Source organism: Clostridium sp. SHJSY1, from assembly GCF_031626875.1.
Classification (GTDB): Bacteria; Bacillota; Clostridia; order Clostridiales; family Clostridiaceae; genus Clostridium.
In genome coordinates, this window is sequence record NZ_JANDMF010000002.1 from 169882 (window position 1) to 183601 (window position 13720).

The following is a 13720-nucleotide window of genomic DNA, read 5'->3' on the forward strand; positions in this document are numbered from 1 at the left end:
AGAGTAGTTTACATTTTTTTCTACTAATTGTCAATACTATCCTTTTCCATTCCATTCTTTAAGTTTTTGCTCTTTAAACTCTTTAAAATAGTCTCCATCTATAGCTTCTCTTATATCTTTCATAAGTTTATTATAAAAGTATAAATTATGGAGTACACATAATCTCATAGCTAACATTTCTTTTGCTTTAAATAAATGCCTAATATACGATCTAGTATAATTTTTACATGCAGGGCACTGACAACCTTCATCTATTGGATTCTTATCTAATTCAAATTTTGAATTCATTAAATTTATCTTTCCGTCTTTAGTAAAAACTTGCCCATGTCTGCCATTTCTAGCTGGAAGTACACAGTCAAAGAAGTCTACACCTCTTTCAACTGCTTCAAGTATATTAGTAGGTGTACCAACCCCCATTAAATATATAGGTTTATCTTCTGGAAGATGTGGAACTACAGCATCTATAACTCTATACATATCTTCATGGCTTTCTCCAACTGCAAGACCACCTATGGCATATCCATCTAAATCCATTTTAGTTATTTCTTTAGCATGTTCTATTCTTATATCTTCATATGTTCCACCTTGATTGATTCCAAATAGCATTTGTTCTTTATTTATAGTATCAGGTAGTGAATTTAATCTGTCCATTTCTACCCTACATCTTTCAAGCCATCTAGTTGTTCTAGCTACTGAATCTAAAACATATTCCCTTGTTGATGGGTTAGGAATACATTCATCAAAAGCCATAGCAATTGTTGAAGCTAAATTACTTTGTATTTGCATTGATTCTTCGGGACCCATAAATATTCTTCTTCCATCTATATGTGAATTAAAATAAACTCCCTCTTCTTTAATCTTTCTAATCCCTGCAAGGGAGAACACTTGAAATCCACCTGAATCTGTAAGTATTGGCCTATCCCAATTCATAAATTCATGTAAACCACCCATTTTAGCTACCACCTTGTCAGATGGTCTTAAATGAAGATGATATGTATTTGACAATTCAACTTGACATCCTATTTCTTTTAAATCCATTGATGAAACCGCACCTTTAATAGCTGCTAATGTTCCAACATTCATAAAAACTGGTGTTTCAATAGTTCCATGAGGTGTTACAAATCTACCTCTTCTTGCCTTTCTGTCTTTCTTTAATAATGTATATCTCTTAGACAATTAAAATTCACTCCTTAATTACTTTATAAACATAGCATCTCCAAAAGAGAAGAATCTATATTTTTCTTTAACTGCTTCTTCATAAGCTTTCATTACATGTCCTCTTCCTGCAAGTGTTGATACTAGCATAATAAGAGTCGATTCTGGTAGATGAAAATTTGTAATAAGATTATCTACAATCTTAAATTTATATCCAGGATAAATAAATATATTTGTCCATCCACTTTGCTCTTTTACAAATCCATTTTCATCTCCAATAGTTTCTAAAGTTCTAGTAGATGTTGTTCCAACTGAAATTACTCTATTTCCTCGCTTCTTTGTTTCATTTATTATTTCTGCAGTTTCCTTGGATAATGTGTAGAACTCTGAGTGCATATCATGGTTTTCTATAGTTTCAACTTTAACAGGTCTAAAGGTTCCAAGACCTACATGCAAAGTTATATATGCTATATTTACACCTTTATCTTCTATTTTCTTTAGTAATTCTTTTGTAAAGTGTAAACCAGCTGTTGGCGCTGCAGCTGAACCTTCTTCTTTTGAATAGACAGTTTGATATCTTTCTTTATCTTCTAATCTCTCATGAATGTATGGTGGAAGTGGCATTTCCCCAAGAGAATCTAATACTTCTTCAAAAATCCCTTCATAATAAAACTCAATGATTCTATTACCATTTTCTAAAACTTCTATAACTTCTGCCTTAAGTTTTCCTTCTCCAAAGATAAATCTTCTACCTACCCTTGCACTTTTCCCTGGTTTTGCTAGTGACTCCCATTTGTCACCCTCTATCCTTTTTAATAGAAGGAATTCAATTTTTCCACCAGTATTTTCTTTTTCTCCAATTAATCTGGCTGGCATAACTCTAGTATTATTTAAAACAAGAGTATCCCCTTTTTCAAGATAATCTATAACATCATAAAATTTCTTATGTTCTATCTCTCCTGTTTTCTTATCTAACACCATCAATCTAGATTGATCTCTCTTCTCTAAGGGATGTTGTGCTATAAGCTCCTCTGGAAGATAAAAATCAAAATCTGTTACTTTCATTATTTTTTCACGTCTCCTAACTATTGAAGAAACTTCCTTGTTCTCCATTTTTGCTTTTTTTATTCATGCTTCTTCCTAAATGTTTATAAGCTTTCTCAGAAGCTACTCTTCCCCTTGGAGTTCTAATTATATACCCTCCTTGAAGAAGATATGGTTCATATACATCTTCTAATGTTCCAAGTTCCTCACCTATAAAGTACGAAAGTGTTTCTATCCCAACAGGGCCTCCATTAAAATTATCTATTATAGCTTCTAATATTTTATTATCAACTCTATCAAAACCCATATCATCAACTTCAAGAAGTTCTAAAGCTGCTCTAGCTTCCTTTAGACTAATTAAACTATCCGAATATACCTCTGAGTAATCTCTAACTCTTTTTAAAAGCCTGTTAGCTATTCTTGGAGTTCCTCTTGATCTTCTTGCAATCTCAATAGCACCTTCCTCTGTTATATCACACCCAAGAACTATTGCACTTCTTATAACTATCTCTTTTAGCTGTTCTACTGTATAATATTCCATTGCACACATAACTCCAAATCTATCTCTAAGAGGGGCTGTTAGCATTCCTATCCTAGTAGTAGCCCCTATTAAAGTAAAGGGTGGCAAATCTAACCTTATTGATTTTGCTGCTGCTCCTTTACCTATAACTATATCTAGTGCATAGTCTTCCATTGCTGGATATAGTATTTCTTCTACACTTCTATTAAGCCTATGTATTTCATCTATAAATAAAACATCATTATCCTTAAGAGAAGTTAAGATAGCAGCTAAATCTCCAGCTCTTTCTATTGCTGGACCAGATGTAACCTTTAAATCTCCACCCATTTCTTTAGCTATAATATTAGCCAAGGTAGTTTTTCCAAGTCCTGGAGGCCCATAAAAAAGTGTATGATCTAAGGCTTCTCCTCTTTTTTGAGCTGCCTTTATAAATATATTAAGCCTTTCTTTTACTTTATCCTGTCCTATATATTCACTTATTTTTTGAGGTCTTAAACTTAATTCTCCATTAGAATCTTCCTCTAATTCTTTAGAAGTTATGATTCTTTCCATAAACTATAACCTCCTATCCCATTAATGTCTTTAAACAATTTTTAATAATATTTTCAACTGTATCCTCTTTATTTGCTTTACTTACTGCAAATTCAGCTTCTTTTTCACTGTATCCAAGCGCTAATAATGCTCCTAGTGCTTCATTTAATGTAACTCTATAATCTATTTCTCCATCAGAAAGAGTAGATATTCCATTTTCTCCTTTATCAACTGTCATATCTTCTTTCTTAAGTTTGTCTTTAAGTTCAAGAATAATTCTTCCAGCAGTTTTCTTTCCAATTCCAGGTGCTCTGCATATATGCTTTTCATCCTCCATTATTATGGCATATTTTAAATTATTAACTCTACTTATAGATAATAAAGATAATGCTGCCTTTGCTCCTACCCCATTTATTGATAGTAAAAGCTTAAACATCTCAAGTTCTTCTTTAGATTCAAATCCATAAAGTCCTATGAAATCTTCTCTTACTATCTGTTCTAAATAAAGCATAACGTCTTCACCTGATTTAGGCATAGTAGACATAGTTGCTCCTGATGTAAAGATTTTATATCCTATATTATTATTTTCTACAATTATATAATCTTTATTTATCCCTATATATTTTCCTTTTATATACTCGTACATTTTTTTATCCTCCAGTAAAAGTGAAAGTATGTTCTCTTAAAATCCTTATTATACTTTATCATTTAACATAGAATCTTTCAACTCTTTCTAGAATTGTACTTAACCGCAAAAGGTTGATTTAATAGAGTCTAACTTCTATTTAAATCAACCTTTTTAATAATTCTATAGAATTTGCTTTTTACTAAGTTTATGAAATAAGTTCAGATAATTTTTCTTCTGCTTCATCTTTAGTGTCAAACTTTAACTCTAATTTATTAATTATATCTTGATCTGATTTTGGTAAATCTTTAAGTTTTTTCTTTTCGTTCAGATGCATGTCTATTTGAGGATTACTTAATATCAAATTTCCTTCGCTATCACTAGCAAATACTGTGAAGTATTCTTCGTATTGCTTAATATAGTACTTATTAGGTTCCACTGCACTTTCTACAGATCTTTTATAAGAAATCTCATCATCATAAACAGTATCTAATTTATAGCCCTGCTTTTCTAAGGATTTACTTAATGTTTCTTGTGTTACATCTCCATCAAGTCCAAGGTCCTTCTTCATATCCTTTAAAGTACCTTCCTTTTCTTTACTATCTCCTTTATATAATGTAATTTTAATTTTTTCGTTCAAAACATTATTTTTATCATTCGCCATAGTTGTTTGATTTGTTTCTTCATCTATATTTTTCCTTTTATTTAAATAATTATCAAATGCAAAAAAACTTATTACAAACATTAAAGTAAAAATAATTGCACCTAAAAAAATAAATTTCTTAGCTTTATTCATCTTCATCACTCCCTAATGAAATTATTACCAATAATAGTTGTTTATATACAACCTTAAAATAAATTGACAAACTAACTGGATTATTTTAAACTTTATACAAGTGTATATACACCTGTATAATCTGCAAGGAGTTGTTTAATGTGAATTTGGTTAAAGAAATAGAAAGACTAAAAAAGGAAAAAGGGGCACTGATACTGGCTCATCTATATCAACCAGGTGAAGTTCAAGAAGTCGCTGATATTGTAGGAGACTCTTATTTCCTTAGTAAGAAAGCAGTAGAATCTCCTGCTAATCTAATAATTTTTTGTGGTGTTAGATTTATGGCAGAAAGTGCAAAAATATTATCACCACACAAGAAAGTGCTTTTGCCTGCTGAAGAATCAAGATGTCCAATGGCTGATATGGCACTTATAGATAGGCTGGAAGATTTGAAAAAATCTCATCCAAATGCAAAAGTTATTAGTTATATAAATACTAATTTAGATATAAAGGCAGTTTCAGATGTTTGTGTAACTTCTTCCTCTGCACTTAAGATAATGAACAATATACGAGAAAAAGAAATCATATTTCTACCAGATAGAAATTTAGGTGAATTTATAGCTGAACATTTTCCTGATAAAAAGTTTATTTTATACCAAGGATTTTGTCCAACTCATGAAAGAGTGGAAGGCCCTGATATTATTGAATTAAAAGAAAAGTATCCAAGCTATGAAATCCTAGTTCACCCTGAATGTAATAAAGAAGTTAGAAATTTTGCTAATTATATAGGAAGCACTTCTGAAATCATTAATTATGCTAATAATTCTTCTTCCAAAGGATTCATTGTAGTTACTGAAGAAGGGGTACTTCATCAGATGAAAAAGAAAAACCCTAATAAAGAATTTATTCCACTTAGAAATTCCATGATTTGTCCCAATATGAAAATGACAAACTTACAAAAAGTTTATGATTGTTTAGCAAATGAAACAAATGAAATAACTATAGATGAGGAAATGAGATTAAAGGCTTATAAAGCTTTAGAAAATATGCATATATTAGGAGATGACTAGTATGATTAAAACCTGTGATGTATTAATTGCTGGTACTGGTGTAGCAGGAGTATACTCTGCTTTAAATTTAAACTCAAATTTAAAAGTAATTTTAATAACCAAAGAAAACTTAAGAGATTGTAATTCTTATTTAGCTCAGGGAGGCATTTCAACAGTACTCAATGATGATGATATCACTCCATATATTGAGGATACAATTAAAGCTGGTAATTATAAAAACAATAGAAAATCTGTAGAAGTTTTAGTTAAAGAATCAAGAGATAATATAAATCGATTAGCACATTTTGATGTTCCTTTTGATAGAAAACTAGATGGTTCCTTAAGTTATACGAGAGAAGGTGGTCACAGTACCTTTAGAATTGCCCATATTAAAGACGAAACAGGCAAATATATAATGGAAAGTTTATATAGTGTACTTGAGACTAGAACTAATATAGAAGTAATAGAGAAATGTAAACTTATTGATATTATAAAAAAGGATAATAAGTGTCTTGGAGGAATTTGCAGTATTAATGAAGAAGCTTTAGAAATTCATGCAAAATCAACAATACTTGCTACTGGAGGATTAGGTGGTTTATTTACTTCTACTACTAACTTTCCTTCCCTTACTGGAGATGGAATTTCTATAGCACTAAAAAATAATATTGCCATTCAGGATATAAACTATCTGCAACTTCACCCTACTGTTCTTTATGAAAAAAATTCAAATGGTAAAAGATTGTTACTTTCTGAGTCTTTACGAGGTGAAGGTGCAATTATTAGAAATTTATATGGTGAAGAATTTGTAGATTCTCTTAAACCTCGTGATGTAGTTTCAAAAGCAATACTTAATGAAATTTCTAAAAGCCCTAATACTCCATATGTTTATTTAGATTTAACTCATTTGGATAAGGATTTTTTAATGACAAGATTCCCATTTATCTATAATGAATGTTTAAAACGTGGATATAGCATGGATAAAGAAATGCTTCCAATCTCTCCTGCCCATCACTATGCCATGGGTGGCATAAAAGTAAATCTTAATGGAGAGACAAATTTAAATAATTTATATGCTCTTGGAGAAACAGCTTGTACAGGAGTGCATGGTAATAATAGACTTGCAAGTAATTCGCTACTTGAAGGTGTTGTATTTGGATTTAGATGTTCTCAAAAAATTAATGATGAGTTATATTCAAATATAGTTAATTATCCAACTAAAGAAGATCTAATTGATTTCTTAAAGGAAAGGGTTGATGAAAATTATGCTAAACTTCTTAATTGTTGATGATCTAATTAAAAGAGCTTTACAAGAAGATATGCCTTTTGGAGATATTACTACCAATGCAACAATAGATGCAAATAGCAGATCAAGGGTGTCTCTATATGTTAAAGAAGATGGTATTATATGTGGAATTTCTGTTTTTTCACGTGTTTTTGAAATTTTAGGTGATGTTAAAGTAGAATTTACTGTGACAGATGGAACTGAAGTTAAAAAAGGAACTAAAATCGCTGAAGTCTATGGAAACACTAGAAATATTCTTATGGGTGAAAGGATTGCTCTTAACTTAATGCAAAGAATGAGTGGTATTGCTACTACAACTAATGAATATGTAAAAAAACTTGAGGGCTTACATTCAAAGGTAGTAGATACTAGAAAAACCACTCCACTTTATAGGCATTTAGATAAATACTCTGTTCTATGTGGAGGTGGGGCAAATCATAGGTTATCTCTATCAGATTCAGTTTTAATTAAGGATAATCATATTGATGCAGCTGGTAGTATAAAAGAAGCTGTTGGGCTTGCTAAAAAGAATTCTTCTTTTACCACTAAGATAGAGGTAGAAACTGAATCAGAGGAAGAAGTATTGGAAGCTCTTGAAGTTGGAGCTGATATTATAATGCTTGATAATATGACTCCTTCTTTAGCTAAGGAAATGGTTGATTTAATAAGTAAGAGAGCTATTACAGAATGTTCTGGAAATATAACCCTTGAAACTATTAGAGATTATGGACTAAGTGGTGTGGATTATATTTCTTGTGGAGCACTAACACATTCATTTAAAGTCTTAGATATATCATTAAAGAATCTAGTACAAGAGTTTTAGAAACTCTTGTACTAGATTCTTTTGTTAAATATATAATTTTAAAATAGTACACACTCTATTTACAACCATTTATTGGAAATATATAATAATCTTAATAGACCTTTTATATAATAAAAACTTAAAGAAGGAACTACTATGTTTAAAAAATGGGATATAATTTTAATAGTTTTCTTAATCACCCTATCATTTATTCCAGAGCTTGTTTTTGGAATAATTCTTGGTAAATCTTATAACAGAACTTATGCTGAAATAACTTTAAATGGCAAGTTTTATAAAAAGATACCTTTATCTGAACATACTGGTGAAGAGCAAATAGACATAAAAACTGATTATGGTTATAATATCTTAAAAATTAAGGACAAGTCTATCCAAATATTAGATGCTGATTGTCCTGATAAAATTTGTGTGAAATCAGGCTTTATATCAAATCCTGGTGAACAACTGGTTTGCCTTCCACATAAGTTAATGATTCAAATTAAAAGTAATAATAATAATAAAAATAATGTTGATGTAATTACAACACATTGAGGTACTTAGAATGAAAAAAACATTTCGAATAGTATATATAAGTCTTTTAGTTGCACAAGCTTTAACTCTTTTTATTGTAGAAAGTATGATGCCTCCAATTTTTATTACTCCAGGTGCAAAAATTGGATTAACTAATTTAATTACTGTTATAGCCTTATATACACTTAATAATAAAAAAGATGTATTCTTAATAATTTTTTTAAGACTCTTGCTCTCAACTATTTTTACAGGAAATCTCTCAACCTTTATGTATAGTGCTTCTGGAGCATTCCTTAGCTTTTTTATGATGATATTCTTTAAATCATTAGGTAAAAATAAGTTTAGCATAATAGGTATAAGTGTTTCTGGAGCTTTTTTTCACAATTTAGGACAACTACTTGTTGCTTCTTTTGTAGTTAGGAATATTGGTGTAATGCTTTATTTGCCTATATTGTCTATATCAGGAGTTGGAACTGGAATATTTATTGGAATAACTTCAAACTTTATAATTAAACATATGTCAAAACTATCTTATTTTAAAGATTTAGAAAGATATAGTCATACAAAAAAAGGAGCTATTCATAGTAAATTTAAAAATTACTAATGAAATTGCTCCTTATCTACATAAAATTTATTCTAATATCTACTTTGAAAATTTGAATTCTGTATTTAAATCAGTAATTCTACCCTTAAATCCTTCTGAAGTATAAACCTTATTATCAGATGTAGTAATTTCACAAGATGTTCCTTGTAATCCTTCAATAAGTTTTAATCCTTTTTCTTGTCCCAATATAAAAACTGTAGTAGAAAGGATGTCTGTTAGCATGCATTTATCTGATACATCATCAGATAATATAACTGTATCACTAATAGCTCCATTATCTGATGGATATCCTGTCTTTGGATCTATAATATGATGGTATCTCTTATTATCTTTTATAAAATATCTTTCATAATCCCCAGAGGTTGATAATGCTTCATTTGTTATACTTATTACTCCCATATATTCATTAGCATTTTCACTTCTAGGATGTTTAATGCCAACAGACCATTCTTTACTATCTTTATTTTTACCAAGGGCATATATAGTGCTTCCACCTAGATTAATAAGGCCATTTTCTATATTTTGCTCTTTATAAATTTTTAAGACCTCATCAGCTGCAAAGCCTTTAGCAATACCACCTAAATCAACGGACATTCCTTTATTATTAAGCATAATACTACTATCATCTTTGTTTATAGTAATATTTTTGTATCCCACTAATGATAATTTTTCTTTTATTTCCCTATCTGAAGGTAACCTTTCATTCTCTGTACCTATTCCCCATAAATTTATTATTGGGCCTAAAGTAATATCAAAAGCTCCTCCACTTAATTCTGAATACTCTATTGATGTTTCTATCATCTTTAAAATTTCAGGATGCACCTTAACATAACCTATTCCAGAAGAATTATTAATCTTATAAACGTCACTATCACTTATATTAGTACTTGCCATTTGGTTGATCTCTTCTAACCTTTTAAAGCTCTCTTCAACTGCTTCTTTCGAATTTTTTCCATAAGCACTTAATGTTACTGTTGTATCCATCACTATGTCACTTTTTTCGTAATATTTACTATTATTAGAGCATGAAACACAAGTTAATATAGAAACAATACTGATTATTAATATAAAAATAATTTTTTTCATGTGATTACACCCACTCTTTATATATTTTGTTTATCTCTTTCTCTACTATTTAGTGTTAATCTTAATTGCTCCTGTTGGACATTTTGTAACACATGCTGCATCTCTACAGCTTTCTGCACATATTTTAGTGTCTACTACAGCAAGATTATTTTCAATTTTAATAGCATCATGACTACAATTTTTTGCGCAAATACCACATCCTAAGCACAAACTACTGCTACATATCTTTCTAGCTATACCACCTTTATCTTTAGAATTACAACTAACCTTTACAGTGGCATTTACTGGTAGCAATTGAATAACCTTCTTAGGACATGTATCTTCACATTTTCCACAACCAGTACATTTTTTAGCATCTACTATTGGTAATCCATTATCACCCATTTTAATAGCACCAAAAGGACAAATTTTTGCACAATTTCCAAAGCCAACACAACCATATTTACAACCTTTAGGTCCCCCATGAAGCAAATTTGCAGCCATACAATCTTCTATGCCCTTATAATTATATCCAATGGTAGATTTTCCAATTGATCCGCTACATTTAACATGAGCAATCCTAGGTTCTACCTTTTCTGCAACTTTTCCTGTAAGTTCCGCTACAGACTTTGCAACTTTATCTTTCCCTGGAACACATAAATTAGGAGGAACTTCTTTATTGGTAACAACTGCTTCAGCATAAGCGGCACATCCTGCATAACCGCATGCACCACATTGTCCCTTTGGAAGAACTTCTTCTACAGTATGAATAAGTGGGTTTGTTTCTATTTTGAATTTATTATTTGCATAAGCAAGTATAAATCCAAAAATCGTACCAACTGCCCCCATTACAACCAAAACCATTATTGCAGTATACATTTTTTATACACCTCCACCTAAAATTTATATCATTCCTGAAAATCCAAGAAAAGCAAGTGATAGCATACCTGCTACAACAAATGCTACCCCATTCCCTTCTAAAGGTTTTGGCACATCTGCATATACAAGTTTTTCTCTAATGCTTGCCATAAGTATTAAAGCAAGGGCAAAGCCCATTCCAGAACCGATAGCAAAAACTAAACTTTTTAAAAACGTATAGTTCGATTCTACACTTAATATTGGAACAGATAGTACTATACAGTTTGTTGCAATTAAAACTAGATAAATTCCCCACATATTATATAAAGCAGGTGCTTGTTTTTTTATAATTAATTCTAATAATTGTACAAAACTTGCTATAAGCACTACAAAAACTATAGTCTTCAAAAAAGTTAGATTAAATGGCAAAAGAACAAAATGATATACCACCCATGCAAGGCTAGAACTAAGTGTTATAACTGATGTAACAGCCATTCCCATTCCAAGTGAGGCATTTAAATTTTTAGAAACTCCAAAGAATATACAAAGTCCTAAAAATCTTGTTAGTACAAAATTATTTATAAGTAATGCACCAATAAATATGGTGAAATATGCAGCCATTACTCTTCACTTCCTTTTAATATATTTTCTTCTTTGTGTTTATTGTAAATCTTAATGCCGCCTATCATATATCCTATTAATATAAATGCGCCAGGTGGCAGAATCATAATTAACGCCGGATTATACCAGTTTCCTAGTACAGAATATCCCAAGATTGTTCCATTTCCAATAAGTTCTCTTATAGCAGCTATTGAAACCATTGCTATTGTGAAACCACATCCCATACCAAGTCCATCAAGAAAAGATGGAAATATTTTATTTTTTGAAGCAAATACCTCAGCTCTTGCTAGAATAATAGCAAATACTACAATCAATGCTAGATAAATTCCAAGTGCCTTATATAATGTTGGAAAGTATGCTTGTAATACAAGTTGAACAACTGTTACTATAGTTGCAATAGATGTTATATAGACAGGAACTCTAACCTTTTCATTGACAACTTTCCTGGTTAATGACACAACTACATTATTAGCAGTGATAACAAACAATACTGATAATCCCATAGTTAAACCATTAATAACACTAGTTGTTACAGCCAATGCAGGACAAAGGCTTAATGATAATACAAAAATTGGATTTTCGTCAATTAACCCTTTCTTAAATATATTCCATAACTCCTTCATCTTATTTACCTCCTACAAAATCAACTACATTACCTACAGCATCTTTAACAGCTCCTGTCACTGCTTTAGATGTTATAGTAGCTCCAGTCATAGCTTGAATATTTTTTTCATTAGATGGATCTTTTACTACAGATAAATCATCTAATTGCTTTCCATTGAATTGACTTCTAAAAGAATCTTTTGAAGCATTTTCTCCAAGACCAGGAGTTTCATTAGATGACAATATATTATAATCAATAACTTTTCCATCTATAGAAACTGCCACAAGCATTTTAATAGCTCCACCATACCCCTTACTTTCAGTTGGAACTACATAAGCTATTACTTGGCCAGCCTTCTCAGCAGCATACCATTCTGTTTTATTTGGCACTTCCTTAAAATCATCTGCATCCTTTACTAAATCTTTCATGGCTTGCTGTGTTAACATTTCATTTTTTTCTGCTGCAATTGGTGCTGTGATGAAATATATTACTCCTATTATCAAACCTGAAGTTAAACAAGCTAATATTAAATTAATTGCTACTTTTATAATTGAATCTCCTTTGCTTATATGTGTTTCTAACATATCTTTTTTACTTAGATGATGGGTTCCTAACATATACTTCCTCCCTTTCTCCAAATGCTTTTGGTTTCATTAATCGATCAATTAATGGTGTTACTACATTCATAAGCAAAATTGAATAACAAACTCCTTCAGGATAACCACCTTTTAATCTAATTAATACAGTGATTATTCCTGCTCCTATTGCAAATACAACCTGTCCTTTTATTGTAATCGGAATAGTAACCATATCTGTAGCCATAAAAAAGGCTCCTAAAATTAAACCTCCTGCCATCATATGAAATAATGGATCTCCAGTAAATAATCCCGATGGCCCAAAAATCCATGTTAATATTCCTACTGTTCCAATCATAAAAACAGGTACATGCCAATTTATATAACCTTTATATATTAAATAAATCCCTCCAAGTAAAAGCAATATAGTGCATGTTTCTCCAGCACTTCCATTCCTTGTTCCTAAAAACATTGCCTTATATAATTCAGTGTGATTTCCAAAAGTATTAATTAAACTTTCATATCCTTGTTGTTTTAATATATTTAAAGGAGTAGCGCTACTAACAACATCCACAGAAGTGGTCATTTTTGTCCAAGTGGTCATTGCAACTGGCCAAGATACCATTAAAGCTGCTCTTCCAATATGAGCAGGATTAAAAATATTAAATCCTAATCCTCCCATTGAATGTTTAGCTATTACAATAGCTATAAATGAACCAACTATTATCATATATGGTGGTAATGTTGGAGGAACAGACATTGCAATCAAAAGACCTGTTATGCATGCACTCCCATCCAATGCTGTGATCTTCTTTTTACGTAACTTTTCAACTAAATACTCAAATCCAATAGCTGAAGCTATTCCAAGTACTATATTAATTAAAACAGGTACTCCAAAATAAAATATAGAAAAAATAGCTGCTGGTGCTAGAGCCAAATTTACATTCCACATTATCCTTGACACTGATTCAGGGCAGCGAATATGTGGAGATGATGATACAGTAAATTTATTATCTACATTTGAAATTTCTTTCATTTCAACTTCATGAGATTCATTTACTTTTGCCTTAGTTTCTGAACTC

At 30.7% G+C, this 13720-nt stretch carries 16 protein-coding genes; 5 read left to right on the forward strand and 11 right to left on the reverse strand.

The genetic code is table 11. The features are described 5' to 3' along the window. Nucleotides 1–36: 36 nt before the first annotated feature. The 5 genes from tgt to NNC19_RS01995 all read right to left on the reverse strand — a co-directional run bounded on the left by tgt (nucleotide 37) and on the right by NNC19_RS01995 (nucleotide 4671). Nucleotides 37–1176, reverse strand: coding sequence for a tRNA guanosine(34) transglycosylase Tgt (tgt, locus tag NNC19_RS01975; protein ID WP_310936917.1), 1140 nt, complete (start codon nucleotides 1174–1176; stop codon nucleotides 37–39). Nucleotides 1177–1194: 18 nt separating this feature from the next. Further along, the gene (gene queA / locus NNC19_RS01980) at nucleotides 1195–2220 is read right to left on the reverse strand and encodes a tRNA preQ1(34) S-adenosylmethionine ribosyltransferase-isomerase QueA (RefSeq protein ID WP_310937002.1); all 1026 of its coding nucleotides are present in this window, start codon (nucleotides 2218–2220) and stop codon (nucleotides 1195–1197) included. 16 nt (nucleotides 2221–2236) lie between these two features. Then, complete coding sequence (ruvB, locus tag NNC19_RS01985) at nucleotides 2237–3271, reverse strand: Holliday junction branch migration DNA helicase RuvB (RefSeq protein WP_310936918.1); 1035 nt, start codon at nucleotides 3269–3271, stop codon at nucleotides 2237–2239. Nucleotides 3272–3284: 13 nt separating this feature from the next. Then, a complete protein-coding gene (gene ruvA / locus NNC19_RS01990) occupies nucleotides 3285–3896 on the reverse strand; it encodes a Holliday junction branch migration protein RuvA (RefSeq protein ID WP_310936919.1) in 612 nt (203 codons plus the stop codon). Nucleotides 3897–4083: 187 nt separating this feature from the next. After that, nucleotides 4084–4671, reverse strand: coding sequence for a hypothetical protein (locus NNC19_RS01995; RefSeq protein WP_310936920.1), 588 nt, complete (start codon nucleotides 4669–4671; stop codon nucleotides 4084–4086). Between the two features lie 140 nt (nucleotides 4672–4811). On the opposite strand from NNC19_RS01995, the gene nadA reads away from it, so the two are divergent. From nadA to NNC19_RS02020, 5 genes are all read left to right on the forward strand, one after another. After that, the gene (gene nadA, locus NNC19_RS02000) at nucleotides 4812–5720 is read left to right on the forward strand and encodes a quinolinate synthase NadA (protein WP_310936921.1); all 909 of its coding nucleotides are present in this window, start codon (nucleotides 4812–4814) and stop codon (nucleotides 5718–5720) included. 1 nt (nucleotide 5721) lies between these two features. Then, nucleotides 5722–6984, forward strand: a complete 1263-nt coding sequence (locus NNC19_RS02005; RefSeq protein ID WP_310936922.1) for an L-aspartate oxidase — start codon at nucleotides 5722–5724, stop codon at nucleotides 6982–6984. Next, the gene (nadC, locus tag NNC19_RS02010) at nucleotides 6962–7804 is read left to right on the forward strand and encodes a carboxylating nicotinate-nucleotide diphosphorylase (protein WP_310937003.1); all 843 of its coding nucleotides are present in this window, start codon (nucleotides 6962–6964) and stop codon (nucleotides 7802–7804) included. The genes NNC19_RS02005 and nadC overlap by 23 nt, the downstream gene beginning before the upstream one ends. A 135-nt stretch (nucleotides 7805–7939) precedes the next feature. Then, nucleotides 7940–8332: a NusG domain II-containing protein gene (locus NNC19_RS02015; RefSeq protein ID WP_310936923.1), complete on the forward strand. Its 393-nt coding sequence runs from the start codon at nucleotides 7940–7942 to the stop codon at nucleotides 8330–8332. 10 nt (nucleotides 8333–8342) lie between these two features. Then, nucleotides 8343–8915, forward strand: a complete 573-nt coding sequence (locus tag NNC19_RS02020) for a Gx transporter family protein (RefSeq protein ID WP_310936924.1) — start codon at nucleotides 8343–8345, stop codon at nucleotides 8913–8915. A 39-nt stretch (nucleotides 8916–8954) separates the two neighbouring features. Here NNC19_RS02020 and NNC19_RS02025 read toward each other — a convergent pair whose 3' ends face one another. Genes NNC19_RS02025 through NNC19_RS02050 form a run of 6 tightly spaced genes read right to left on the reverse strand, consistent with a single transcriptional unit; the run spans nucleotide 8955 to nucleotide 13674 of the window. After that, the gene (locus tag NNC19_RS02025; RefSeq protein ID WP_310936925.1) at nucleotides 8955–10001 is read right to left on the reverse strand and encodes an FAD:protein FMN transferase; all 1047 of its coding nucleotides are present in this window, start codon (nucleotides 9999–10001) and stop codon (nucleotides 8955–8957) included. 45 nt (nucleotides 10002–10046) lie between these two features. Further along, entirely contained in the window at nucleotides 10047–10859 is an 813-nt protein-coding gene (gene rnfB, locus NNC19_RS02030; protein WP_310936926.1) for an RnfABCDGE type electron transport complex subunit B, read from the reverse strand. A 24-nt stretch (nucleotides 10860–10883) separates the two neighbouring features. Then, on the reverse strand, nucleotides 10884–11459 hold the full coding sequence (locus NNC19_RS02035; RefSeq protein WP_310936927.1) for an RnfABCDGE type electron transport complex subunit A: 576 nt from the start codon (nucleotides 11457–11459) through the stop codon (nucleotides 10884–10886). Further along, complete coding sequence (locus tag NNC19_RS02040; RefSeq protein ID WP_310936928.1) at nucleotides 11459–12082, reverse strand: electron transport complex subunit E; 624 nt, start codon at nucleotides 12080–12082, stop codon at nucleotides 11459–11461. The genes NNC19_RS02035 and NNC19_RS02040 overlap by 1 nt, the downstream gene beginning before the upstream one ends. A 1-nt stretch (nucleotide 12083) precedes the next feature. Continuing rightward, the gene (locus NNC19_RS02045; protein WP_396136389.1) at nucleotides 12084–12680 is read right to left on the reverse strand and encodes an RnfABCDGE type electron transport complex subunit G; all 597 of its coding nucleotides are present in this window, start codon (nucleotides 12678–12680) and stop codon (nucleotides 12084–12086) included. Next, entirely contained in the window at nucleotides 12655–13674 is a 1020-nt protein-coding gene (locus tag NNC19_RS02050) for an RnfABCDGE type electron transport complex subunit D (protein ID WP_396136394.1), read from the reverse strand. The genes NNC19_RS02045 and NNC19_RS02050 overlap by 26 nt, the downstream gene beginning before the upstream one ends. Nucleotides 13675–13720 lie beyond the last annotated feature (46 nt).